This is a genomic window from Azospirillum brasilense (assembly GCF_001315015.1).
Taxonomy (GTDB): Bacteria; Pseudomonadota; Alphaproteobacteria; order Azospirillales; family Azospirillaceae; genus Azospirillum; species Azospirillum brasilense.
Genome location: NZ_CP012914.1, coordinates 148,963 through 173,221, shown reverse-complemented (window position 1 = coordinate 173,221; position 24,259 = coordinate 148,963). Strand labels below are relative to the sequence as shown.

Below are 24,259 nucleotides of genomic sequence, written 5' to 3'. Positions count from 1 at the left end.
CGGAAGGGGGCGCGACAAAGGGCGCCTGTACAAAGGTATGACCAATGTGTATGTTGCACCGCAACATGAGCGGCGATCGGTCGCGTTCCCGTCCTGCGATTGCCTCCTTACCGCTGATTGCAAGTCGATGGCCCCGGTCCGATCTTTAGCGGAATGGCGGCTGTTCGAGCCTTGCTGTGTGAGACGAACCCCCGGAACCCGGCCATGACCGTTCGCAACCTCGACCGCCTGTTCAAGCCTGCCTCCATCGCCCTGATCGGGGCGACCCGAAAGCCGAACACCATCGGCGCCGTGGTGGCCCGCAACCTGTTCAACGCCGGGTTCGACGGCCCGATCATGCCGGTGACCGGCGAACGCGCGGTCGAGGGAGTGTTGACCTACAAGTCGGTGGACGATCTGCCGGTCACGCCGGATCTGGCGGTGATCTGCACCCCGGCCGCCACGGTGCCCGCCACCGTCGACGCGCTGGGCAAGCGCGGAACCAAGGCGGCCATCGTCATCTCCAGCGGATTTTCCAAGGAGCAGACGCAGACCCTGCGCGAGGCGGCGAAGCCCCACCTGATGCGCGTACTGGGTCCCAACAGCCTGGGCATCATGGTGCCGGGCCGCGGGCTCAACGCCAGTTTCGGCCACGTCACGCCGAAGAAGGGCGACGTGGCGCTGGTGGCCCAATCGTCCATGGTGGTGACGTCGATCGCCGACTGGGCGACGGCGCGGGGGATCGGCTTCTCGCACCTGATCTCGATGGGCGACAAGGCCGACGTCGATTTCGGCGACCTGCTGGATTATCTGGCCAGCGACGCCACCGTGCGGGCCATCCTGCTCTACATCGAGAGCATCAGCGACGCGCGGAAGTTCATGTCGGCGGCGCGCTCCGCCGCCCGCCAGAAGCCGGTGATCGTCATCAAGTCCGGCCGCACCGACGAGGCGCTGGAGGCCTCGACCTCCCACACCGGAGCGCTGGCGGTGTCCGACGCGGTCTACGACGCCGCCTTCCGCCGCGCCGGCATCCTGCGCGTCACCGGGCTGGACGAGCTGTTCGACGCGGTGGGCACGCTGGGCACCGGGTCGCCGATCACCGGCGACCGGCTGGCCATCCTGACCAACGGCGGCGGCATGGGGGTGATGGCGACCGACAGCCTGATCCTGTCCGGCGGCCGGCTGGCCCAGTTCGCGCCGGAGACGATGGACGCGCTGGAGAAGGCGCTGGGCGCCGGCAGCGCCCGCAACCCGCTGCGCATCGGCGGCGACGCCCCGCCCAAGCGCTACGCCGATGCGTTGAACGCCCTGATGGCCGACCCCAACAACGACGCCGTGCTGGTGCTGAACTGCCCGACCGCGGTGACCGACGGGCTGGCCGCCGCGCAGGCCGTGGTCGACACCATGATCGCCAACAAGACGCGCAAGCATCCGGTGCTGACGAGCTGGCTGGGCGACAACACCGCGGCGGAAGCGCGCAAGCTGTTCGCCGCCAACCGCGTCCCCACCTACGACACGCCCAGCCACGCGGTGCGCGCCTTCCTGCATCTGGTGGAATACCGCCGGAACCAGGAGCTGCTGATGGAGACGCCGCCGTCGGTGCCGGAGGATTTCCAGCCCGACGGCATCACGGTGCGCAAGATCATCTCCCGCGCCATCGCCGAGAAGCGCGACTGGCTGAGCGAGTATGAGGCCAAGCGCGTGCTCGCCGCCTACGGCGTCCCGGTGGTGGACACCCGCCGCGCCGACACGCCGGAGGAGGCCGCCCACTGCGCCGAAATGATCGGCGGGCCGCTGGCGCTGAAGATCCTGTCGCCGGACATCACCCACAAGTCGGACGTCGGCGGCGTCGCCCTGCACCTGACCGAGCCGGCGGAGGTCAAGGCTGAGGCCGAGGCGATGCTGGCCCGCGTGCGCGAGGCCGTGCCCGACGCCCGCATCGAGGGCTTCACCGTCCAGGAGATGGCGGTGCGCGCCGACGCCTACGAGCTGATCGTCGGCATGACGGAAAACGAGCTGTTCGGCCCCGTCCTGCTGTTCGGCGAGGGCGGCATCGGTGTGGAGGTGGTGGAGGACTACGCGCTGGCATTGCCGCCGCTGAACATGAAGCTGGCGACGGAGCTGATGGGCCGCACCCGCATCTGGCGCCAATTGCAGGGCTACCGCTCGCGCGCCGCGGTCGACCTGGAGGCGGTGGCGCTGACGCTGAACAAGATCTCGCAGCTCATCGTCGACTTCCCGGAAATCGCCGAGCTGGACGTCAACCCGCTGCTCGCCGACGCGGAGGGCGTGCTGGCGCTCGACGCCCGCATCAAGGTCGGCGTCCCGGCCCTGCCCGGCGCCAAGCGTCTGGCCATCCGCCCCTACCCCAAGGGGCTGGAGGACCGCATCACCATCAAGGACGGCCGCCAGTTCCTCGTCCGCCCCATCCTGCCGGAGGACGAACCGCTGGTGCACCACATGGTGGCCAATCAGACGCAGGAGGATCTGCGGCTGCGCTTCTTCGCGCCGCTGAAGCGGCTGTCGCATCAGGCCGCCGCCCGCCTGACCCAGATGGACTACGACCGCGAGATGGGTCTGGTCGCCGTCGGGCCGGACCCGGAGACGGGTGAAACCATCATGTACGGCGTCGTCCGCATCACCGCCGACCCCGACAACCTGCGCGCCGAATACGCCGTGATGGTGCGGTCGGACATGAAGGGCCAGGGGCTGGGTTACCAGCTGATGAACAAGATCCTGGACTACGCCCGCTCCCGCGGAATCAAGGAGGTCTACGGCGAGGTTCTGCGCGAGAACACCAACATGCTGGGCATGTGCCGCGCGCTGGGCTTCATCCGCAAGGAGAACCTGGACGAGCCCGGCGTGGTCGAGGTCCGGATTGAGCTGGGCGGCGGGCTCGCCGCGAAATAGCCGCGGCGGCCCCTTGGACGGCGCCCACTTGGAAGCGACGAGGGAGAGGGCCATACTCATGGGCATGAGCGATCCGGCACCCCGCCCGATGACCGTGGATGAGTTCCTCGTCTGGAACGACGGAACGGACACCCGCTATGAGCTGGACGGCGGTCAACCCGTTGCCATGGCGCCGCCCGCCGCGACCCATGGCGCCTTGGCGATGGCCATCGGCATTCAGATCGGAACCCGGCTCCGGCCTCCATGCCGTGTCGTTTCCGAAGCGGGCATCCGGCTTTCCGACCACGAGGACACCTATTTCCAGGCGGACATCGCGGTGACTTGCCAGCCCTTGAAGCCCGGCATGGTTCCGGTGCCGGACCCGACGATCATCGTCGAGATCCTGTCGCCGTCCACAGCCCAGTTCGACCGTGGCCGGAAGCTGGCGATCTACCGGGAAATCCCATCGGTACAGGAAATCCTGCTGCTCGACTCGACAAAGCGCTATGCCGAGCTGTGGCACCGCGAGGACGAACAAAGCTGGGTTGTTCGTGACATCAGAGGCTGCGACGTCATCGGGGGCGGGACGCTGCGCTTCCCCTCGGTCGGGATCGAGATCCCCATGGCCAGCCTGTATGAGGGCGTCCTCTAGACGCCCTCTCCAGCACTCAGCCTTACAGCAGCGTTTCCAGGACGCGGTCGGGCGGGGCGTGGCCGTCCGCGAAGGTCTTGATGTTGATGATGACCTTCTCGCCCATGTCGATCCGGCCCTCGATGGTGGCGGAGCCCATGTGCGGCAGCAGGACCACATTGTCGAGCCGCAGCAGCTTCGGGTTCACCGCCGGCTCATGCTCGAACACGTCCAGGCCGGCCCCGGCGATCTCGCCCTTCGACAGCATCCGGGTCAGCGCCGTCTCGTCGATGACCTCGCCGCGCGAGGTGTTGACGATGAAGCAGTGCGGGCGCAGCAGCTTCAGCCGGCGCTCCGACAGCAGGTGATAGGTGGCCGGGGTGTGCGGGCAGTTGATGGACACCACGTCCATGCGCGCCAGCATCTGGTCCAGGCTGTCCCAATAGGTCGCCTCAAGCTCCTGCTCGACGTCCGGATAGACGCGGCGGCGGTTGTGGTAGTGGATCGACATGCCGAAGGCGCGCGCCCGGCGCGCCAGCGCCTGCCCGATGCGGCCCATGCCGAGGATGCCCAGCCGCTTGCCCTGGATGCGGTGGCCGAGCATCGTCGTCGGCCCCCAGCCTTTCCACTGGCCGGAGCGGACCAGCCGCTCGCCCTCCGCCACCCGGCGGCCGACCGCCAGCAGCAGGGCCATGGTCATGTCCGCCGTGTCTTCGGTCAGGACGCCCGGCGTGTTGGTGACGCTGATGCCGCGCTCCCGCGCCGCCTTCAGGTCGATGTGGTCCACGCCCGTCCCGAAGGAGGCGATGAGGCGGAGTTGCGGCCCGGCCTTCTCGATCACCTCGCGGTCGATCCGGTCGGTGACGGTGGGAACCAGCACGTCGGCCACTTGCGCCACGTCGATGAGCTGCGCGTGGGTCAAGGGTTCGTCGTCGGAATTCAGCCGTGCGTCGAACAGCTCCATCATCCGCGTCTCGATGACGTCCGGCAATTTCCGGGTGACGACGACGAGCGGCTTCTTCTTTTCGGTCATTGGACGGTGCCTCCCCCATTCCGGGCCGACGCTTGTCCTATCAAGCGGTTGGGAGGCTGTCCAGATGGCAGTGACGATTCGGCGCGGCGGCCAGCCCGATGAGCCGCCCCGCCATGTGACAAGAACCGATGCCGTGCGCCCACCCGCGCCTTGCGCTTGCTCCCGGCGGCTACCCCTAATTATAGTGCTTCCGACTCAAATCCTTCCGATCTCCACAGCACGGGGCTGCCGGTGTTGCCGTTGCCGACGACGTCTGCCATCCGCCGCGCTCTCGCCGTTCTGGCGCTGGCCGTCGCAGCCCTGGCTCCGGTCACGCCGTTCACCGCCGACGCGTCGGAAGGCGGGCGGCGCGAGAAGGACCCGACCCACGCCTCGGGCCTGCCGATCCCCCGTTTCGTGTCGCTGCGCTCGGGCGAGGTGAACGCGCGCACCGGCCCCAACGTGCGCTACCCCATCGAATGGGTGTTCACCCGCAAGGAAATGCCGGTGGAGATCACCCAGGAATTCGACACCTGGCGCCGCATCCGCGACTGGGAAGGCAGCGAGGGCTGGGTGCACCAGAGCATGCTGTCGGGCAAGCGCAGCATCGTCATCACCGGCGACATCCGCACCGTCCGCAAGGAGCCGCGTGGCGACGCCGCCGTCGTGGCCCGCGCCCAGCCGGGGGTGATCGGCTGGCTGCGCAAGTGCAAGGGCGAGTGGTGCGAGGTGGACCTGAAAGGCTATCGCGGCTGGATGAGCCGCGGGGAGTTCTGGGGCGCCTACAAGGACGAGACGTTCGAGTAACAGGCGGGCACAGCGCTCTCTACTCGAAATCCCCCGCAAGCTCCGCCCGGACCGCCTCCGGCATCACCGCCATGTGGCCGTACTGAGAATGGCCGATACCGAGGATCACCTCCGTCCGGGGGGTGCGGAAGGCGGCAATCTGCTCCGGCGTGAAGTCGAAATGCAGGAAATGGACGGCGGACGCCTTGCCGGCCTCGTTCGTGCGCTCCACGTCCTCCTCCGGCCGGCCGGTCACCGTGTGGCCGGCGAACCGCAGCGTCACCGTCCGCTCCACCCCGCCCAGCCGGCCAAGTTCGGCAGCGCGCCGCGCCGGGTCGGCGATCTCGAACATCACCGTGGCGACCAGTTCCGTCCCTTGCGGGATCAGGCCGTTGTAGGCGCGAAGCTCGCCGTCGATCTGCGCCTCGCCGCCCCGCTCGATGAACAGCATCTCGTGGACCTGCTGCCACATCGTCTCGTAATTCTCGAAATGGACGAGGGCGTAGGGGCCGACCGCGACGCGGCGCTTCCTCTTCACGGCGACCAGCGCGCTGCGGCGGGCGGCGCGTTCGCGGGCGTAGCGGTCCAGGGGAAGGATGTCGGTGCGGGTGATCGCGGTCCGGCGTGCCGTCATGACGACAGCTGGTCCAGCATCCTCTGGAACCGCCCGGCGTGGCTCCGCTCGGCCTTGGCCAGCGTTTCGAACCAGTCCGCAACCTCCTCGAAGCCTTCCTCGCGGGCGGTGCGGGCCATGCCCGGGTACATGTCGGTGTATTCGTGGGTCTCGCCGGCGATGGCGGCCTTCAGGTTGCTCACCGTATCGCCGATGGGCAGGCCGGTGATCGGGTCGCCGGCCTCCTCCAGAAATTCCAGATGGCCGTGGGCGTGGCCGGTTTCGCCCTCCGCGGTGGAGCGGAAGACGGCGGCAACCTCGTTGTGGCCTTCCACATCGGCCTTCTGGGCGAAATAGAGATAGCGGCGGTTGGCCTGACTCTCCCCCGCGAAGGCCGCCTTGAGGTTCTGCTCGGTCTTCGTGCCCTTCAGCGACATGGCGGCGTTCTCCAGACGGGGTTCTGTCCGGCCCGGCCGCGCGCGGGCGTGGGGCCTCCGGCGGCCGAGCCTCGGCTACGGCTTATGCCATTGCTCCCAAAACGCGTCAATGTTCCGGAAATTCCCTGAAGACCCGGCTGGGAGACGGATTTTTTCCAGCAGCAGCCATGGGCCGCCCGCCCCTCAGCGCTCGTCGCCCTGCTCCGCGCTCAGCCGGACGATCACGTCCACCCGCGCGATGCGCGTGCCCGGCGGGGCCGGCGGCAGATGCTGCACCACCACGTCGTCGCCGGGGATGTCCTCCAGCCGGCCCGTCCCTTCCAGGAAGAAATGGTGATGGTCGCTGGTGTTGGTGTCGAAGTAGGACTTGCCCGCCTCCACCACCACTTCGCGCAGCAGGCCGGCGGCGGTGAACTGGTTCAGCGTGTTGTAGACCGTGGCCAGCGACACCCGCAGGTCCGCCCCCATGGCCTCGGTGTGGAGTTGCTCGGCGGTGACGTGACGGTGCTCCCCTTCGAACAGCAGGCGGGCCAGCCCGAGACGCTGGCGCGTCGGGCGGAAGCCTGCCGTCTGCAGGCGGTCGAGAGCGCGCTTGAAGGGTCGGGTGCCGGTCATCGTCGTCTGTTCGCCGTGGTTCAGGTCACAAAGTCGGAACGCGAAACGGACCGCGGCGATCCGCCGCAGCCCGCTCACTTTAGAACGATTTCAGGTCAGGGGGCAAGCGCCCCCGCAAAGCCGCGGGCCGCCGGCGTCAGTAGCCGGTGGCGATCCGCTCGACCAGCTGCTTCACGGTCGGGATGAACCCGTCCTTGTAGTACGGGTCTGACGCGAAGCGGAAGGCGTTGTGACCGGCGAACATGAGCTGGTTTTCGCAGTCGTCGGTGTGGCTGACCGCCTGCAGGGTCTTCTGGATGCAGTAGGACCGCGGATCGGCGCGCTTGCCGTTCGTGCCCTCCTCGTTCTGCGCCCAATTGGAGAAGTTGCAGGCAGACAGGCAGCCCATGCAGTCCACCTGATCGCGGTGGATGCGCTCCGCCTGCTCCGGCGTGACGAAGATGACCGTGCTGTCCGGCGTCTTCAGGCCGCTGGTGAAGCCCTGGGACAGCCAGCCCTCGGCGCGGGCCTTGTCCGTCTCGGTCACATAGACCGGGCGGCCGCGCGGACCCAGCGGCAGCTCGGCGGAGTGTTCGCCCACCGGCTTGGGCAGATAGGCCACCTGACGCTCCGAGCGGGCCATCAGGTCCATCAGGAACGGGTTCTTGACGGCGGAGGAGTAGAAGCCCGTCGGCGAGAAGCGGTTCAGGAAGACGTCGCCTTCCTTCAGCGTCAGCAGACGATGCTTCCAGGCGTTGGAGATCGGGCTTTCCTGGGTCAGCAGCGGGCGCGTGCCGAACTGGAAGGCCACCGGGCCGAGGTCGGGGTTGTCGATCCAGTCTTCCCAATCCGACAGCCACCAGACGCCGCCCGCCATGACGATGGGGGTGTCGTTCAGGCCGAAGCTGTTCATCATCTGGCGCAGCGCCAGGACGCGGGGGAACGGGTCCTCCGGCTTCAGCGGGTCCTCGGAGTTGGACAGGCCGTTGTGGCCGCCGGCCAGCCACGGGTCCTCGTAGACCACGCCGCCCAGGTTCTCGCGGAACTTGTGGTAGGCGCGCAGCCACAGGGCGCGGAAGGCGCGGGCCGAGGAGACGATGGGGTAGTAGTGCACGCCGTAGTGCACGGCGATTTCCGCCACGCGGTAAGGCATGCCGGCGCCGCAGGTGACGCCGTGGATCAGACCCTGGGAGCCTTCCAGCACGCCGTGCAGGATGTGCTCGGCGCCGCCCATCTCCCACAGGACGTTCATGTGGATGCGGCCCTGGCCGTTCGACGCCTCGTGCGCGATGCGCGCCTGCGCGATGCCGCCCTGAATGCCGAACTTGATCAGCTCGTCATGACGCTCGCGACGGGTTTTGCCGTGATAGACCTGCGGCAGGAGATTCCCGTTCTCGTCGTAGCTGTCGGCGTTCACGCCCGAGAATGTTCCAATACCCCCGGCCGCCGCCCAGGCGCCCGAGCTTTCCCCGTTGGAGACGGCAATTCCCTTGCCACCCTCGACGAGCGGCAGAACCTCCCGGCCAGACATCAGCAACGGCTTAAGCGCCTTCAACGAAACCTCCAAGACCATGAGAGCGCCCGCGTGCGGGCACCCGGACAGCGCGACCCGAAAGACGACGAAAAACGCCGCCGGGAGTCGTGCCCCCGACGGCCCATGCCGCCATGAGCGATCTATATATGAGGAAATTTCCGTGCGGACGAGCGGATTCGCGGTGTTAGAAAAAAATCTGTCACGGCGACATGTCCCCAAACGTCAACCTGTGGTCCCCGGGAGAACCGTCTCATGGGGTCGTCCCGGCGGCCAGTTCCGCCGCCAAGCGGCCCGGCGCGTCGGTGAAGACACCGGCCACACCCCAGCCGAACAGCGTCCGCGCCCGCGCCGCGTCGTTGACCGTGTAGGCCAGCACCGGGCGCCCGGTGGCGCGGTAAGCGGCGACGCTCTCCGCCGTCTGACGATCCTGATGGACGTTCAGCGTGGCCGCGCCGATGCGGTCGGCAATGGCCGCCCAGTCGGCGGGCGGGTCCCACAGCAGGTAGCCGCGCGGAATCTCCGGCGCCCGGTCGCGCGCCACCTCCAGGCAGGGCACCTCGAAGCTGGACACCAGCAGGGGCAGGCCGGCGGGCCACAGCCGCGTCAGCAGATCCAGCGCAACTTCCGCCGTCGGCACCTCCTGGCCGGGATAGGGTTTGATCTCCAGATTCAGGCCAAGACCCAACTTGCGGATCACGCCCAGCGCCTCCTCCAGGGTCGGCACCGTTTCGCCGGCGAAACGGGTGTCGAACCAGGAACCGGCGTCCAGCGCCTTCAGCTCCGCCAGGGTCAGGTCCGGCACCGGCCCGGCGCCGCTGGTGGTGCGCTCCAGCGTGTCGTCGTGGATCAGCACCGGCACACGGTCGCGGGTGAGCATCACGTCCACCTCGACCCAGGCGGCGCCCTGGCGGGCGGCCTCGCGCAGGCTGGCGAGCGTGTTCTCCGGCGCGCTTTCCTTGGCGCCGCGGTGGCCGATCAGGCGGGGAAGAGTCGACAGCATGGGTCCTGCGGGAGTAAGAGCGGGCCTCTCATACTAGGCGCAAAGCGGCGGATCGGGAACGAGCGATGAAGGCAGCCCACAGCGTGACCGATCTGGTGGCCGCCGGGCTGATGACGCCCGCGGCCGGCGAGGCCGTGGCCGCCGTGGCCGACCGCTACGCCATCGCCCTGACCCCGTACCTGCTGGAAACGCTGGCGGACGCCGCGCCCGGCGATCCCCTGTACGCGCAGTACGTCCCCTCCCCGGAGGAGGCGTACACCGCACCGGAGGAGCGCGAGGACCCTATCGGCGATGTGGTGCGCAGCCCGGTGAAAGGGATCGTCCATCGCTACCCCGACCGGGTCCTGCTGAAGCCGCTGCACGCCTGCGCGGTCTATTGCCGTTTCTGCTTCCGGCGGGAAATGGTCGGTCCGGGCGGCGAGGCCCTGTCGCCCGAGGAGTTGGACGCCGCGCTGGCGTACGTACGTGCGCATCCCGAGGTGTGGGAGGTCGTGGTGACCGGCGGCGATCCGCTGCTGCTGTCGCCGCGGCGCCTGTCGCACATCGTCCGCAGCCTGTCGGATATTCCCCATGTCGGGGTGGTCCGGCTGCACACCCGCATCCCCGTCGCCGACCCGGCGCGCGTCACCGCGGAGTTGGTCGAAGCGCTGAAGGCGTCGGAACTGGCGACCTGGATGGCCGTCCACATCAATCACGCCAGTGAGTTGACGGAGCCGGCGCGCGGCGCCATCGCCCGGCTGGCCGACGCCGGCATTCCCCTGCTCGGCCAGACGGTGCTGCTGAAGGGCATCAATGACGACGCGGCGACTCTGGAAGCGCTGTTCCGGGGATTGGTGCGCAACCGGATCAAACCCTATTACCTGCACCATCCCGACCTCGCCGCCGGCACCAGCCATTTCCGCCCGACCCTGGCCGAGGGACAGGCGCTGGTGAAGGGGCTGCGCGGGCGCGTCTCCGGCCTCTGCCAGCCGACCTATGTGCTGGACATCCCCGGCGGGCACGGCAAGGCCCCCGCCGCGCCGGGCTGGGTGCGGCCCGACGGCGACGGTGGATACTTCGCGGACGACTTCACCGGGGCGACGCACCGCTACCGCGGTTGATCAGCGCGTCCCCAGCCCCGGCCCCAGCCCGAACAGCGGGTCCGGATTGAGGACGACGCCATGAATGGCGACGATGGAGGCGAAGCCGGTCCACAGCACCAGCGGCAGCCAGCTCGCCGCGATGGCGCGGTCGTCCGGCCAGACCAGCAGCACGCAGGTCGAGGCGATGATGAAGTAGGCGATGGTCCAGGCCGCCGCCAGGATTGGGCTGCCCATCGTGAAATAGGCGAACCCGAAGCTGGCGTAGAGCAGCCACAGCGCCCCCTGCATCCCGATCAGCGCCGGGCGCCAGCGGATCGTCCAGGGCGCGTTCAGCAACCGCACGCAGCCCCAGAGCTGGATCAGGCTGATGCTGAACCAGACGACCGGAAAGGCCCAGCCCGGCGGCTGCAGCGGCGAGGGCTGATAGCCGGGAAACGGCTCCCCGCCCCGCTCGAACACGCCATAGGTGTTGGTGAGCAGCCAGAAGACCAGAGCCTGCCACCAATAGACGCGGAAGGGCAGCGGGCCGGTGTCGGTTGCGGGTTCCGTCGGGACGAAGGAGCGGTGGTTCATGCCTTAGGAAATGGCACGGCCCCGCTTGCGGTCAAGCGCGTGGTTGACGCATCCGGCGGTGCGCCGGAACAGCCGCCCCCCCTCGCTGGTTTTCCTCTGGCAATGCGTCGGGGGAGGATCGGGCGATGCGGTGGCAGGACGGTCGCGAGAGCGAGAATGTCGAGGACCGGCGCGGCGCGCCCGGAAGCAGCTCTGGGCGGGGAGGCTTCCGAACCGGCGGGATCGGCATCCCCATCGGGCGCGGCGGGATCGGCATCGGCGGGCTGGCGGTGATCGTGGTGGTATCGCTCCTGCTCGGCATCAACCCGCTGGATCTTCTGCAGGGCACGGCGCCGCAGGATCAGGCCCGCACCGAGCAGTCCGACGCTCCGCGCGGCGGTGGCGACGACGAACTGAAGCGCTTCGTCTCCGTGGTCCTCGCCGACACGGAGGACACCTGGGCGGCGCAGTTCCAGCAGTTGGGCCGCACCTACCAGGACCCGGCGCTGGTGCTGTTCTCCGGCACGGTGGATTCGGGCTGCGGCTTCGCCCAGGCGGCGATGGGTCCCTTCTATTGCCCGCAGGACCGCAAGCTGTACATCGACCTCAGCTTCTACCGCGACCTGCGCGACCGCTTCCGCGCGCCGGGCGACTTCGCCCAGGCCTATGTGATCGCCCACGAGGTCGGCCACCATGTGCAGAACCTGCTGGGCATCTCCGACCGCGTTCAGCAGGCCCAACGGCAGGCCGGATCGCAGGCCGATGCCAACGGGCTGTCAGTGCGGCTGGAGCTTCAGGCCGACTGCTTCGCCGGCCTGTGGGCCAACCACGCCAACCGCGAGCGCCAGATCATCGAGCCCGGCGACGTCGAGGAGGCCCTGACGGCGGCCAGCGCCATCGGCGACGACCGTCTGCAACGGCAATCCCGTGGCACCGTAACGCCGGACAGCTTCACCCACGGCAGTTCCGCCCAACGGGTGCAATGGTTCCGCACCGGTCTGGAGCGTGGCGAGTTGAACGCCTGCGACACATTCCGCGCGGAGCGGCTGTAACCACCGCCCTCAACTCATCCGGCATCGGTCAGTTGCGCGGGCAGGCGGGAGCGCACCGGCTGGCGCCGGTCGATCACGCCGACGACCGCCCCCGCCGCATCGCGCCGGATCTCGGCCAGAAGCACACCGTTGTCCGGCACCTCGTCCGTGTCGCCGATCCGCGAGGAGGCCGCCAGATCCATGGTGGTTCCATCCTTTCCGACCGGCGCCGGGTCGGGGAAGAGCAGGTGGATGTAGCAGGAAGCGGACGAACCGCCGGGCACGGTCAGGGACGCGCCCTCGCCGGGCAGCACCAGGAAGCGTCCCACGGCGTCGAAGCCCGCACCACTCCCGACCGTCAGGCGGTTGCCGCCACCGTGGGTCACCGCCAGCCCTTCCAGGACACCGGGCGTGTAAAGCAGCCGGTTCTGCAAGGCGTTCCAGTTCAGGAGGAACCGCTGTTCGAGCGTCATCAGTCCGCTCGTCAGGAACATGCCGTCGCCGTGATGCAGGCAACGGGTGGCGTCGGCGGGAATGGAAACGGGCATTGCGGATCACCGGAGCCGTGGAGCGGGGAATACCGATCGTAGGGCAGCGCAAGCCCGGAATGAAGGACTGCGGCAGCACAGGCTTTGGCACGCACTCTGTTTGCAGAACTTCGAGGCCAACTGCCGGCAAGGGACTTGGCAAGCCCCTCCGCACAGGAATCATCCTACGGTAGCGGGCCGCCTGTTCGGCGGAAGGCTGGTCCGGCTGGTGGGCCGGCGCGCATGAAAAAGGCGCCTTTCGGCGCCCTCCCCCCTCCCCGGCCCTCCCCCACTTGCGCAGGAGAGGGAGGCGAGAGGCATCCTCCCCCGCTGATGCGAGGGAGGGTCAACCCTGATCGTCAGGCGGCGGGGCCGTCCTTCTTGGTCAGGTCTTCGCCGGTGGCCTGATCGACCTGCTTCATCGACAGCTTCACCTTGCCGCGGTCGTCGAAGCCGATGACCTTCACCTTCACCGAGTCACCCTGCGACACCACGTCCGACACCTTGCCGACGCGCTGCTGCGCCAGTTCGGAGATGTGGACGAGGCCGTCGCGCGAGCCCAGGAAGTTCACGAAGGCGCCGAAATCGACGACCTTCACGACCTTGCCGGTGTAGACCACGTTCATTTCCGGCTCGGCGACGATGCCCTTGATCCAGTCGATGGCGGCCTGGGCGGCCTTGGTGTCCACCGCGGCGACCTTCACCGTGCCGTCGTCCTCGATGTCGATCTTGGCGCCGGTCTGCTCCACGATCTCGCGGATCACCTTGCCGCCGGAGCCGATCACGTCGCGGATCTTCTCCTTCGGGATGTTGATCACGGTGATGCGCGGGGCGTTCTCGTTCACCGCCTCGCGGGCGCCGGTCAGGGCCTTGGACATCTCGCCCAGGATGTGCAGGCGGCCGTCCTTGGCCTGGCCCAGGGCGATCTTCATGATCTCCTCGGTGATCGAGGTGATCTTGATGTCCATCTGCAGCGCGGTGATGCCCGCGTCGGTGCCGGCCACCTTGAAGTCCATGTCGCCCAGGTGATCCTCGTCACCCAGGATGTCCGACAGGACCGCGAAGCCGTCGTCTTCCTTGATCAGGCCCATAGCGATGCCGGCCACCGGGCGCGCCAGCGGGGCGCCGGCGTCCATCAGCGACAGCGAGGTGCCGCAGACCGTCGCCATCGACGACGAGCCGTTGGACTCGGTCACTTCCGACACCACGCGGAGCGTGTAGGGGAAGTCTTCCTTCTTCGGCAGCAGCGGGTGGATGGCGCGCCACGCCAGCTTGCCGTGGCCGATCTCGCGGCGGCCCGGCGAGCCCATGCGGCCGGCCTCGCCCACCGAGTACGGAGGGAAGTTGTAGTGGAGCATGAAATGCTCGCGGTACTCGCCCTGCAGCGCGTCGATGATCTGCTCGTCCTGGCTGGTGCCCAGCGTGGTGACGACCAGCGCCTGCGTCTCGCCGCGGGTGAACAGCGCCGAGCCGTGGGCGCGCGGCAGCACGCCGACCTCCGACACGATCGGGCGGACCGTCTTGGTGTCGCGGCCGTCGATGCGGCGGCCGGTCTTCAGGACGGCGCCGCGCAGGATGTCGGCCTCAAGCTCCTTGAACTCGGTCACGATGGCCTGGGTCTCGTGGGCCTCGGACAGAGCCTCCAGCGCCTTCGCCTTAGCGGCGCCGATCTTCTCGTAGCGGACCTGCTTCACCGTCTCGGTGTAGGCGGCCTCCACGTCGGCGCCGACGGTCGCGCGCAGCTTCGCCTTCAGGGCGGCGCGGTCGTAGGCCGGCTCCGGCAGGTCCCACGGCTCCTTGGCGCACTCTTCGGCCAGATCGATGATGGCGTTGATGACCGGCTGGAAGCCGCTGTGACCGAACATCACGGCGCCCAGCATGACCTCCTCGGACAGCTCCTTGGCTTCCGATTCGACCATCAGCACGCCTTCTTGGGTACCGGCGACCACGAGGTCGAGCGCGGAACCGTCAACGGCGTCCATGGTCGGGTTCAGCACATACTGGCCGTCGACGTAGCCGACGCGGGCGGCGCCGATCGGACCGAGGAACGGGATGCCGGAGATCGTCAGCGCGGCCGAGGTGCCGACCATCGCGACGATGTCCGGATCGTTCTCCAGATCGTGGCTCAGCACGGTGCAGATGACCTGCGTCTCGTTGCGGAAGCCATCGGCGAACAGCGGACGGATGGGACGGTCGATCAGGCGGCTGACCAGCGTCTCCTTCTCCGTCGGGCGGCCTTCACGCTTGAAGAAGCCGCCGGGAATCTTGCCGGCTGCGAAGGACTTTTCCTGGTAATTGACCGTCAGCGGAAAGAAATCGACGCCCGGCTTCGGCGACTTGGCGCCGACGACCGTGCAGAGGACCGTGGTCTCACCATAGGTGACCAGCACCGCGCCGTCGGCCTGACGGGCGATCTTGCCCGTCTCGAACGTCAGCTTGCGTCCACCCCATTCGATTTCTTTGCGGAAAACCTTGAACATGGATTCTTCCTTCCATCCGACACCTAGGCCCGCCGGATTGCTGGCCTAAGCCGGGGTCATCGGTCGTCGGACCCCGCATGTGAAAACCCAACAAAGGGCAAAACCCGAAAAGGGCTAAAAAAATCAAACGGCCGGTCCCGGAAGGTCCGGGCCGGCCGTCTGACTAGAACATACCTTCGCGAACAACCGAACGTCCCAACCGGCGCGACGCTCCCCGGTGCACCGGAACGCGGTGCGGCGGGTCGAGCGCGGATCGGGACGGATGTTCGGTCACCAGCACGGACGCCTTTTGGAAATCAGCGACGCAGGCCCAGACGCTCGATGAGCGTGGCGTAGCGGCTGTTGTCCTTCTTCTTGAGATAGTCGAGAAGACGGCGGCGCTGGCCGACCATCACCAGCAGACCACGGCGGGAGTGGAAATCCTTCTTGTGGCCCTGCAGGTGCTCGGTCAGGTTCCGGATGCGCTCGGACAGGATCGCGACCTGGACCTCGGGCGAACCGGTGTCGTTGGTGCCGCGCGAATAGTCCTTAATGAGTTCCTGCTTGCGATCGGGCGTGATCGACATCGGGGTCTCCATCGTTCATAGGTTGAGAACGCGCACCGGACGGACCTCCGCCCCCTCCACGCGCGCCAGCGCCACCGGCTTGCCGCCGAAAAGCGCAATGACGGTGCCATCCCCACCAACATCGCCACGCAGCGCCGTAAGGCGTTCGCGGTCCTGCCGGGTGAGGAGTGCCACCGTCTGGCCGTGCTTCAGTCGGTGCGCTTCCGCGTCCGTCAGGGCCAGCGCCGGGATGTCGTCCAGCGCGGTCTCGATCGGCAGCAGAAGTCTTTCGACCGCGGCACCTTGCTCCATCGCGGTCAGGTCGTCCAGGGAAATCGCCCTGTCCAGCGTGAAAGACCCGACGCGCAGGCGTCGCAGATCGCGGATGTGCCCCACCGTCCCCAACCGTTCGGCGAGGTCGCGGGCGATGGAGCGGACATAGGTGCCCTTGCCGCAATCCACCTCCAGCACCGCGTGGTCGGCGTCCGGCGTTTCGATCAGCTCCAGCCGGTCGATGCGGACGGTACGCGGGGCGATGTCCACCACCTCACCCTCGCGGGCGATGTCGTAGGCGCGTTCGCCGTTGATCTTCAGAGCGCAGTATTGCGGCGGGATCTGCTCGACAAAGCCCAGGAAGGCGGGCAGTGCGGCGCGGATGGCCTCGGCGTCGGGACGCACCGCGGACGTCTCCACCGCCGTTCCCTCGCGGTCGTCGGTGGTCGTGCGGGCGCCCCAGGCCACGGTGAAGCGGTAGGTCTTCTCGCCGTCCATGGCGTAGGAGACGGTCTTGGTCGCCTCGCCCAGCGCGATGGGCAGGATCCCCGTGGCGATGGGGTCGAGCGTGCCGCCGTGCCCGGCCTTTTCCGCGTTCAGATGGCGCCGCACCTTGGACAGCGCCTGCGTGGAGGTCATTCCCGCCGGCTTGTCCAGCACGATCCAGCCGTGGATCGGCTCGCCCTTGCGCTTACGAGCCACGGCGCCCCTCTCCCTCGCCGCCGTTGCCCTCATCCTCGTCGTCCTCGTCGTCGATGTCTTCATCGTCGTCGATGTCGTCCGTCTCGGCCTCGTCCTCCTCGTCCCAGCCGTCGTCCTCGTCGTCATGGTCGTCGTCGCCGTTCACGCGGTCGGCGAGCGAGCGGTAGCCGACGTCGCGGGCGACCGCCGGGCTGTGCAGGATGTCGTCGATGCGACCGGCATAGTCGAACGACGTGTCGGCCTCGAAGCTCAGCGTCGGGGCGTGGCGCAGGTTGATGGCGCGGGCGACCTGGCCGCGCAGGAAAGGGGCGGCGCGGCGCAGGGCCGACAGCGTCTCGTCCATCGGGCCGCCACCCAGCGGCGTGACGAAGGCGGTGGCGTTGCGCAGGTCCGGGCTGATCCGCACCTCGGTCACCGTGACGTTCAGTTCCGCCAGTTCGGGGTCGTGGAAGTCGCCGCGCCGGAACAGGTCCGCCAGGGCATGGCGGATTTCCTCGCCGATGCGGAGCTGGCGCTGGGACGGCGGCTTTCCGGCCAGATCGTGTTTCTTTCTCATGCTGTCGATCCCGAATGCGGTGCGGGAGGGGTCTGTCCCTCCGCGAAAACGCGACAAGGGCGCACGGGCGCCCTTGTCATCTGCAATGTCATCTGTGGCCGGTCCGAGAGCCGGGGTGCGGCGGCGGGCTTACAGCTCGCGCGCCACCTCCTCGATCTCGAAGGCTTCGATGATGTCGCCGGCCAGGATGTTGTCGTAATTCTCGAAGGCCATACCGCACTCGTAACCCTCGCGCACTTCCTTGACCTCGTCCTTGAAGCGCTTGAGCGTCTTGAGCGTGCCCTCGTGGATGACGACGTTGTCGCGCAGCAGGCGGCAGCCGGCGCCGCGCTTGACGGTGCCCTGCGTGACCATGCAGCCGGCGACCTTGCCGACCTTGGTGATGTTGAACACCTCGCGGATCTCGGCGTAGCCGATGAAACGCTCGCGCAGGGTCGGCGACAGCATGCCGGTGAGGGCCGCCTTCACGTCGTCGATCACGTTGTAGATGATCGAGTAGTAGCGGATCTCGACGCTGTCGCGCTTGGCCATGTCGCGGGCCTGCGGGTTGGCGCGGACGTTGAAGCCGATGACCATCGCGTTGGAGGCGTTCGCCAGCGTGATGTCGGACTCGTTGATCGCACCCACCGACGCGTGCAGCACGCGGACCTTGACCTCGGTGTTCTCCGCCGTGAGCTTCTCCAGGGCGTTGGAGATCGCTTCGATGGAGCCCTGCACGTCGCCCTTGATGACGACCGGCAGTTCCTTGGCCTCGCCGGCCTGGATACGGCTGAACATGTCCTGCAGCGAGCCGCGCGCCGACGCCGCGTTGGCGGCTTCGCGCTTCTTGCGCTGGCGGAACTCGGCGATCTCACGGGCACGGGCTTCCGACTCGACGACGGTGAAGTCGTCGCCGGCGAGCGGCGTGCCGTTGAGACCGAGCACCTCGACCGGGCTGGCCGGGGCGGCCTGCTCGACGCTCTGGCCGCGGTCGTTGACCAGGGCGCGGACGCGGCCCCACTCCGACCCGGTGACGAACACGTCGCCGACCTTCAGCGTGCCGCGCTGGACCAGCACGGTGGCGACCGAACCACGGCCGCGCTCCAGCTTGGCCTCGACCACGACGCCCTCGGCGGTGCGCTCCGGGTTGGCCTTCAGCTCCAGGATTTCCGCCTGCAGGAGGATGGCCTCCTCCAGCTTGTCCAGGTTGCGCTTGGCCTTGGCCGACACTTCCACGGTCTGGATGTCGCCGCCCAGCTCTTCAACGACCAGCTCGTGCTGGAGCAGTTCCTGGCGGACACGCTCCGGCTTGGCGTCGGGCAGATCGATCTTGTTGATGGCGACGATGATCGGAACCTTCGCAGCCTTGGCGTGATGGATCGCCTCGATCGTCTGCGGCATGACGCCGTCGTTCGCCGCGACGACCAGCACCACCACGTCCGTGACGTTGGCGCCGCGGGCGCGCATCTCGGTGAAGGCGGCGTGGCCCGGCGTGTCGATGAAGGTGATCTTCGCACCCGACTCCAGCTGCACCTGATAGGCGCCGATGTGCTGGGTGATGCCGCCGGCCTCGCGGCTGACCACGTCGGTCTGACGCAGGGCGTCGAGCAGCGAGGTCTTGCCGTGGTCGACGTGGCCCATGATCGTGACGACCGGGGGACGCGGCACCAGCGCCGTTTCCGCATCGTCGTTGAGGCGCAGGCCGACCTCGACGTCCGCCTCCGACACGCGGCGCACGCGGTGGCCGAACTCGGCGATGACCAGCTCCGCCGTATCGGCGTCGATGGTCTGGTTGATGGTGGCCATCACGCCCATGCGCATGAGCTGCTTGATCACGTCGGCGCCGCGTTCCGCCATGCGGTTCGCCAGCTCCTGGACGGTGATGACCTCGGGCAGCACGACGTCGCGGGTCACTTTCTGCGTCTCCTGACGGCTCATCTGACGGAGCCGCTCGCGCTCACGGGCACGGCGGACGGCGGCCAGCGAGCGCGTGCGCTCACCACCCTCGTCGCTCAGCGCCTGCGAGACGGTCATCTTGGAGCCCTTGCGGCGATCGGCGCCCGGAGCGGCCTTGCGGACCGGAGCCGGAGCCGGGGTCTTCTTGTTCCCGGGCTTGCCGCGGCGGTCGTCCTCTTCCTCGCCGAAGCGCGGAGCGGCCGGAGCCCCCGGACCACGGGCGGCCGGGGCCTCCGTGGTGGCCGCGGTGCGCGCACCGGCGCCACCGGCGGCGGGACGGGCGCCCGCGCCCTGCGGGCGGGTCTGCTCGGTGTCCTTGCGCTTGGCCTCGTCGGCCTCCTTGCGCTTGGCTTCCTCTTCCTGGCGGCGGCGCTCGGCCTCCTGGGCCTTGGCGCGCTCCGCCTCCTCAATGCCGCGCAGCTCGGCCAGCTCACGCTGGCGCAGAGTCTCGGCGTCGAGAATCTCCGGCTCCTCCTCGACCACCTGGGCCGGCTGGGACGCCGCCTCCTCGGCGGCGCGGGCGGCGGCCTCGGCGGCCAGGACGGCGGCCTCGGCCTCCTCCTCGGCGCGGCGGCGGTTGTCTTCAGCCGCCCCCTGCAGAGCGCGGATGCGCGCTTCGCGTTCCTGGTTGGTCAGTTGACGGACGGCGCCGCCACCACCACCGCGCTGGCGCTGGCCCGGGCCGCCCCGGACGGGGATGCCCTGGGCGGCCTGACGCGCGGCAGCGCCGCCGTCGGCCACGCCCGGCAGAGCGCCCTTCTCCACGGCCCGCTTACGCTTGACCTCCACGGTCACGGGCTTCGACCGGCCATGGGAGAAGCTCTGCCGGACCTGGGTCTCGACCGGCTTCTTCAGCTCCAGCTTCCCTTTGCCGGAGCCGGAGAGGTGCAAGACTTTCTTTTGGTCCTGGTCGTTGCTGTCGGTCATCGGTTCCCGAATGGTCAGACGTTGCTTACGTGGCCGGCCGGCGCAGAGCCGGCGACAAAGCCTTTGATACCCTTGAGACGCGCGGAGTCGCGAGCCAATCCCTTGGCCAGCTTCCCGCGCGCCACCACCGCATGCACGGCGTTTTCCCGTCCCAGGGCCGCGGCCATCGCCGCGGCGTCGAACAGGTCCACGACCGGCATATCCGGCGCCAGCGCTGTGATCTTGCCCCGCTGGTCGGGCGAACCGTCGCTGGCCTCGACCAGCAGATAGGGCGGTCCGGCGCGTCCGACCTGGTTGGTCTTCAGCGCCTCGCGCACCTTTTCGTATCCGGCCAGAGCCTGCCCGGCCCGGCGCGCCAGCCCGAAGGCATCCAGGCACCGCCGCTCCAGCAGCTTCTCCAGCCGTTCCACCAGATCGGGCGGGACGCGCACCGCGCGCCGCGCCGCCTTGGCGAACATGTTCTTGGCCAAAGCCTTCGTAAAGGCCGCCTTGTCCCCCGACAGCCAGAGGCCGCGGCCCGGAAGCCGTTCCTCCAGATCGGGCACGATCTCGCCGTCGGGTGATACCACGAAACGGATCATGCCGTCTTTCGGTTGCACGGTTCCGGTGGCGATGCAGCGGCGCAGCGGGCCCTTTTCCAGGTCCGCCGGCAACAGCTCCTCCCCTTCGGCCGCGAGGCCGTCCGGTTCACCGTCCGCCGGAGTTCGTTCGTTCCTGTCGCTCAGCCCAACCATCCGTACCGTTTGTGCGTCCTAAGTCCCGGCTCAGCTCTGCGCCGCCTGATCGTCGGCCGAGGGTTGCGCCGCGGCGGGCGCGCCTTCCTCGCCGTCGAACCAGTGGGCCCGGGCGGCCATGATGATCTCGTTGGCCTCGTCTTCCGTCGGGGCCTCCTTGCCGAGGATGTCGCGCAGCTCGTCCGCGGCGAGATCGGCAAGGTCGTCCATCGTCTTCACGCCGTTCTCACCCAGCTTCACCAGCAGGGTTGGGCTGAAGCCGGTGACTTCCGCCACCGCGTCCTCGACGCCGAGCGCCTGGCGCTTCTCGGTCATGCGGACGTCCTGCTCGTCGAGGAAGTTGAGGGCGCGCTGCTTCAGCTCTTCCGCCACATCCTCGTCGAAGCCTTCGATCTCGGCCAGCTCCTCGGTCTCGACGTAGGCGATCTCCTCCACGGAGGTGAAGCCCTCGGCGACCAGGAGATGGGCGATCACGTCGTCCACGTCCAGCGCTTCCATGAAGAGCTGCGAGCGGGTGCGGAATTCGTCCGACCGGCGCTCCGACTCCTCCTGTTCGGTCAAGATGTCGATGTCCCAGCCGGTGAGCTGGGTGGCCAGCCGCACGTTCTGGCCGCGGCGGCCGATGGCCAGCGACAGCTGGTCGTCGGGCACCACCACCTCGATGCGGCTGTTGTCCTCGTCCATCACGACCTTGGCAACCTCAGCCGGGGCCAGGGCGTTGACGATGAACGTCGCCGGCTCCTGGTTCCACTGGATGATGTCGATCTTCTCGCCCTGCAGCTCGCCGACGACCGCCTGGACGCGGCTGCCGCGCATACCGACGCAAGCGCCGACCGGGTCGATGGAGCTGTCGTTGCTGATCACCGCGATCTTGGCGCGCGAACCCGGGTCGCGGGCAACCGCCTTGATCTCGATGATGCCGTCGTAGATCTCCGGCACTTCCTGCGCGAACAGCTTCGCCATGAACATCGGATGGGTGCGCGACAGGAAGATCTGCGGACCGCGCGCTTCCTCGCGCACGTCGAAGATGTAGGCGCGCACGCGGTCGCCGTTCTTGAAGTGCTCGCGCGGCAGCAGCTCGTCGCGGCGCAGGATCGCCTCGGCGCGGCCCAGGTCGACGGTGACGTTGCCGTACTCGACGCGCTTGACCAGACCGTTGACGATCTCGCCGGTGCGGTCCTTGTATTCGTTGAACTGGCGCTTGCGCTCCGCGTCGCGGACCTTCTGGACGATGACCTGCTTGGCCGTCTGGGCGGCGATGCGGCCGAAATCGATGGGCGGCAGCGGATCGACCAGGAAGTCGCCGAGCTGGGCGCCGGGCTTGCGGCGCTGGGCGTAGGCGAGGGTCACCTGGGTCGCCTCGTTCTCCACCGCCTCGACCACTTCCAGGTGGCGGGTCAGGTGGATGTCGCCCGTCTTGCGGTCGATGCGGGCGCGGATGTCGTGCTCGTGGCCGTACTTGGAGCGCCCGGCCTTCTGAATCGCCTGCTCCATCGCCTCCAGGACCTCGTCCCGGTCGATGTTCTTTTCGCGGGCAACCGCGTCAGCGACTTGCAGCAGTTCCATCCGTCACACTTCCTGGACTGGCGTTTGTTCTTCGAGTGAAGCCCGGAGAGGCCGTCAACCCTGGCCCTGGCTGGCGCGGATCAGTTCATCCGTCAAGACCAGTTTGGCGCGCAGGATGTTGTCGAACTCCAGCCGGGCGGCTCCCTGTTCCGATTCGACGCACACGAGGCCGTCTTCGACGCCCTTCAGCATGCCCTTGAAGCGCTTGCGGCCATCGACGGCGAGCCGGGTCTCCAGCTTGGCCTCGAAACCGGCGAAACGCTCGAAATCCTTCAGACGGGTCAGCGGCCGGTCGATGCCGGGCGAACTGACCTCCAGCGTGTAGGCGCTCTTGATCGGATCTTCAACGTCGAGCACCGCGGAGATCGCGCGGCTGATGTCGGCGCAGTCTTCGACCGTCATGGGCGCGCTGTCGGCGCGTTCCGCCATGACCTGCAGAACCATGCGCTGCCCACCGGTCAACTGCACACGCACGAGTTCGTAGCCCATGGCCTCGACCGACGGCGTGATGATCTGCTCGATACGACCGGTTGCTTCCATTCCACCTGACCCGCCCCCGCGGTCTCCCCTGGCACAGCGCCCTGGGACCAACACGGGGATTCCATACGCTGATAAAAAAATAAGTGGGCCAAGGCCCACCCGCAAAGCGTCCCGCCGGCCCGGTTTCCCGAGCCGCCGATCCGTATGGGTTCATGCGGTGAATATAGACATTCCGGAGCAGGCCGCAAGCGCTTTTCCGCAAAGTCCTATGCCAGGCGCTTGGTGGACGGGTCCGGCCAGGGTAAAGTTCCAGGCCAAGCCAAGGTTTCGGCGGCCCTCCGCCGCGCGCATGGCACCCTGAAAACGGAGTTGACCGTGATCCTCGAAACGGCCCTCCTGACCGTCAAGCCCGGCCAGGGTCCGGCCTTCGAACGGGCGATGGCCGAGGCGCAGCCCCTGATCGCCGCGACTCCGGGCTTCCTCGGACTGGAGGTGCGGCCCCGCCTGGAAACGCCGGACCGCTACCTTCTGCTCGTCCGCTGGGAGCGGTTGGAGGACCACACCGAAGGCTTCCGGGGGTCGGACCGCTACGCCCGCTGGAAAGCCCTGCTCCACCACTTCTACGATCCGTTCCCGGTGGTGGAGCATTATGGCGAGCCGGTGGTGTCTACCCCCGTGCCTTGCGGATGAATCGCATAAAGACCGGCTTGCGCCCGGCCTCGATGGCCTTTTCCTCGTAGCGGGTGGGCGGCCAGTCCGCGATGCGGTGGCGCCAGTCGGACGGGCCCCGGGCGGTCCATTCGAAATCCGGGTGGCGGACCGTGTGCTCCAACATCCAGCGCACCAGCCCCATGTCGTCGCTGGCCAGCCGCAGTTCCGCCCCGTCCTTCAGCACGCGCGCAAGGCGCGGCAGGTTCTCCGGGCCGATGAAGCGGCGCTCCCAATGGCGTTTCTTCGGCCAGGGATCGGCGAACAGCACGAAGGCACGCCCGATGGAGGCGTCCGGCAGGGCGTCGAGCAGCGGGCGGGCGTCGTCCGGCAGGATGCGGACATTGTCCTGCACGCCCTCGTCGTCCACCAGCTTGAGCAGGCCGGCCACGCCGTTGATGAAGGGCTCCGCTCCGATCACGCCCACGTCGCGGTTGTTCGCCGCCTGCCACGCCATATGGTGGCCGCTGCCGAAGCCGACCTCCAGCCAGACGTCGCGCATAGGGTTGGTGAACAGGGTGTGGGGGTCGATGCGGTCGCCGGTCTGCGGCACCGGGATTTCCAGCGATGGCAAAAGCCCATCGAGCAATTCGGTCTTGCGCTTGCGGAGCGGACGCCCCTTGCGCCGCCCGTAGAGCCTTTTGGACGAGTCCAGGAAGGAGTCGGTCATCGTGACAGCAGGGTCC

Annotated in this window: 23 protein-coding genes; 6 read left to right on the top strand and 17 right to left on the bottom strand. The window is 68.2% G+C overall.

The window, feature by feature from the left end:
* Positions 1 to 204: 204 nt before the first annotated feature.
* The gene (locus AMK58_RS00845) at positions 205 to 2,889 is read left to right on the top strand and encodes a bifunctional acetate--CoA ligase family protein/GNAT family N-acetyltransferase (protein ID WP_035670078.1); all 2,685 of its coding nucleotides are present in this window, start codon (positions 205 to 207) and stop codon (positions 2,887 to 2,889) included.
* 58 nt (positions 2,890 to 2,947) lie between these two features.
* Positions 2,948 to 3,520 carry a Uma2 family endonuclease gene (locus AMK58_RS00840; protein ID WP_035670081.1) on the top strand — a complete coding sequence of 191 codons (573 nt, stop codon included), beginning with the start codon at positions 2,948 to 2,950 and terminating at the stop codon, positions 3,518 to 3,520.
* 22 nt (positions 3,521 to 3,542) lie between these two features.
* On the opposite strand, the gene AMK58_RS00835 is transcribed toward AMK58_RS00840, so the two are convergent.
* Entirely contained in the window at positions 3,543 to 4,532 is a 990-nt protein-coding gene (locus tag AMK58_RS00835; RefSeq protein WP_035670084.1) for a 2-hydroxyacid dehydrogenase, read from the bottom strand.
* A gap of 231 nt (positions 4,533 to 4,763) precedes the next feature.
* On the opposite strand from AMK58_RS00835, the gene AMK58_RS00830 reads away from it, so the two are divergent.
* A complete protein-coding gene (locus AMK58_RS00830; RefSeq protein ID WP_035670087.1) occupies positions 4,764 to 5,318 on the top strand; it encodes an SH3 domain-containing protein in 555 nt (184 codons plus the stop codon).
* A gap of 19 nt (positions 5,319 to 5,337) precedes the next feature.
* Here AMK58_RS00830 and AMK58_RS00825 read toward each other — a convergent pair whose 3' ends face one another.
* The 5 genes from AMK58_RS00825 to AMK58_RS00805 all read right to left on the bottom strand — a co-directional run bounded on the left by AMK58_RS00825 (position 5,338) and on the right by AMK58_RS00805 (position 9,475).
* A complete protein-coding gene (locus AMK58_RS00825; protein ID WP_035670089.1) occupies positions 5,338 to 5,931 on the bottom strand; it encodes a DUF3501 family protein in 594 nt (197 codons plus the stop codon).
* The gene (locus AMK58_RS00820) at positions 5,928 to 6,347 is read right to left on the bottom strand and encodes a rubrerythrin family protein (protein WP_014238831.1); all 420 of its coding nucleotides are present in this window, start codon (positions 6,345 to 6,347) and stop codon (positions 5,928 to 5,930) included. The genes AMK58_RS00825 and AMK58_RS00820 overlap by 4 nt, the downstream gene beginning before the upstream one ends.
* A gap of 183 nt (positions 6,348 to 6,530) precedes the next feature.
* Positions 6,531 to 6,962, bottom strand: coding sequence for an iron response transcriptional regulator IrrA (gene irrA / locus AMK58_RS00815; protein WP_035670117.1), 432 nt, complete (start codon positions 6,960 to 6,962; stop codon positions 6,531 to 6,533).
* Between the two features lie 136 nt (positions 6,963 to 7,098).
* Complete coding sequence (locus tag AMK58_RS00810; protein ID WP_038531606.1) at positions 7,099 to 8,496, bottom strand: NAD(P)H-dependent flavin oxidoreductase; 1,398 nt, start codon at positions 8,494 to 8,496, stop codon at positions 7,099 to 7,101.
* A gap of 229 nt (positions 8,497 to 8,725) precedes the next feature.
* Positions 8,726 to 9,475 (bottom strand): glycerophosphoryl diester phosphodiesterase, encoded by a 750-nt coding sequence (locus AMK58_RS00805; protein ID WP_035670091.1) that lies wholly within the window; start codon positions 9,473 to 9,475, stop codon positions 8,726 to 8,728.
* Between the two features lie 65 nt (positions 9,476 to 9,540).
* Between AMK58_RS00805 and AMK58_RS00800 the strand changes: the two genes are divergently transcribed.
* Positions 9,541 to 10,575 (top strand): lysine-2,3-aminomutase-like protein, encoded by a 1,035-nt coding sequence (locus AMK58_RS00800; protein WP_035670098.1) that lies wholly within the window; start codon positions 9,541 to 9,543, stop codon positions 10,573 to 10,575.
* Here the strand turns inward: AMK58_RS00800 and AMK58_RS00795 are convergent, their stop codons facing one another.
* Positions 10,576 to 11,130 carry a TspO/MBR family protein gene (locus tag AMK58_RS00795; protein WP_035670101.1) on the bottom strand — a complete coding sequence of 185 codons (555 nt, stop codon included), beginning with the start codon at positions 11,128 to 11,130 and terminating at the stop codon, positions 10,576 to 10,578.
* 125 nt (positions 11,131 to 11,255) lie between these two features.
* Here AMK58_RS00795 and ypfJ point away from each other — a divergent pair, with 125 nt between their 5' ends.
* Positions 11,256 to 12,161 carry a KPN_02809 family neutral zinc metallopeptidase gene (gene ypfJ, locus AMK58_RS00790; protein WP_035670103.1) on the top strand — a complete coding sequence of 302 codons (906 nt, stop codon included), beginning with the start codon at positions 11,256 to 11,258 and terminating at the stop codon, positions 12,159 to 12,161.
* A 14-nt stretch (positions 12,162 to 12,175) separates the two neighbouring features.
* Here the strand turns inward: ypfJ and AMK58_RS00785 are convergent, their stop codons facing one another.
* From AMK58_RS00785 to rimP, 9 genes are all read right to left on the bottom strand, one after another.
* Positions 12,176 to 12,688, bottom strand: coding sequence for a hypothetical protein (locus tag AMK58_RS00785; RefSeq protein WP_035670105.1), 513 nt, complete (start codon positions 12,686 to 12,688; stop codon positions 12,176 to 12,178).
* A gap of 338 nt (positions 12,689 to 13,026) precedes the next feature.
* Positions 13,027 to 15,147 (bottom strand): polyribonucleotide nucleotidyltransferase, encoded by a 2,121-nt coding sequence (gene pnp, locus AMK58_RS00780; RefSeq protein WP_035670107.1) that lies wholly within the window; start codon positions 15,145 to 15,147, stop codon positions 13,027 to 13,029.
* A gap of 296 nt (positions 15,148 to 15,443) precedes the next feature.
* On the bottom strand, positions 15,444 to 15,713 hold the full coding sequence (rpsO, locus tag AMK58_RS00775) for a 30S ribosomal protein S15 (RefSeq protein WP_035670129.1): 270 nt from the start codon (positions 15,711 to 15,713) through the stop codon (positions 15,444 to 15,446).
* 15 nt (positions 15,714 to 15,728) lie between these two features.
* Positions 15,729 to 16,667, bottom strand: a complete 939-nt coding sequence (gene truB / locus AMK58_RS00770; protein ID WP_035670109.1) for a tRNA pseudouridine(55) synthase TruB — start codon at positions 16,665 to 16,667, stop codon at positions 15,729 to 15,731.
* Entirely contained in the window at positions 16,657 to 17,223 is a 567-nt protein-coding gene (gene rbfA / locus AMK58_RS00765; RefSeq protein ID WP_035670112.1) for a 30S ribosome-binding factor RbfA, read from the bottom strand. Before rbfA ends, truB begins: the two co-directional genes overlap by 11 nt.
* A 129-nt stretch (positions 17,224 to 17,352) precedes the next feature.
* The gene (gene infB / locus AMK58_RS00760; RefSeq protein WP_059398482.1) at positions 17,353 to 20,085 is read right to left on the bottom strand and encodes a translation initiation factor IF-2; all 2,733 of its coding nucleotides are present in this window, start codon (positions 20,083 to 20,085) and stop codon (positions 17,353 to 17,355) included.
* 14 nt (positions 20,086 to 20,099) lie between these two features.
* Positions 20,100 to 20,819 (bottom strand): RNA-binding protein, encoded by a 720-nt coding sequence (locus AMK58_RS00755; protein ID WP_051140020.1) that lies wholly within the window; start codon positions 20,817 to 20,819, stop codon positions 20,100 to 20,102.
* Between the two features lie 30 nt (positions 20,820 to 20,849).
* Positions 20,850 to 22,385 (bottom strand): transcription termination factor NusA, encoded by a 1,536-nt coding sequence (gene nusA, locus AMK58_RS00750; RefSeq protein WP_035670138.1) that lies wholly within the window; start codon positions 22,383 to 22,385, stop codon positions 20,850 to 20,852.
* A 54-nt stretch (positions 22,386 to 22,439) separates the two neighbouring features.
* Positions 22,440 to 22,925 carry a ribosome maturation factor RimP gene (gene rimP, locus AMK58_RS00745; protein ID WP_035670141.1) on the bottom strand — a complete coding sequence of 162 codons (486 nt, stop codon included), beginning with the start codon at positions 22,923 to 22,925 and terminating at the stop codon, positions 22,440 to 22,442.
* A gap of 315 nt (positions 22,926 to 23,240) precedes the next feature.
* Here rimP and AMK58_RS29320 point away from each other — a divergent pair, with 315 nt between their 5' ends.
* Positions 23,241 to 23,555 carry an antibiotic biosynthesis monooxygenase family protein gene (locus AMK58_RS29320; protein WP_035670175.1) on the top strand — a complete coding sequence of 105 codons (315 nt, stop codon included), beginning with the start codon at positions 23,241 to 23,243 and terminating at the stop codon, positions 23,553 to 23,555.
* On the opposite strand, the gene trmB is transcribed toward AMK58_RS29320, so the two are convergent.
* Positions 23,533 to 24,243 carry a tRNA (guanine(46)-N(7))-methyltransferase TrmB gene (gene trmB, locus AMK58_RS00735; RefSeq protein ID WP_035670143.1) on the bottom strand — a complete coding sequence of 237 codons (711 nt, stop codon included), beginning with the start codon at positions 24,241 to 24,243 and terminating at the stop codon, positions 23,533 to 23,535. The two genes, AMK58_RS29320 and trmB, sit on opposite strands and share 23 nt — an antisense overlap.
* Positions 24,244 to 24,259: the final 16 nt, after the last annotated feature.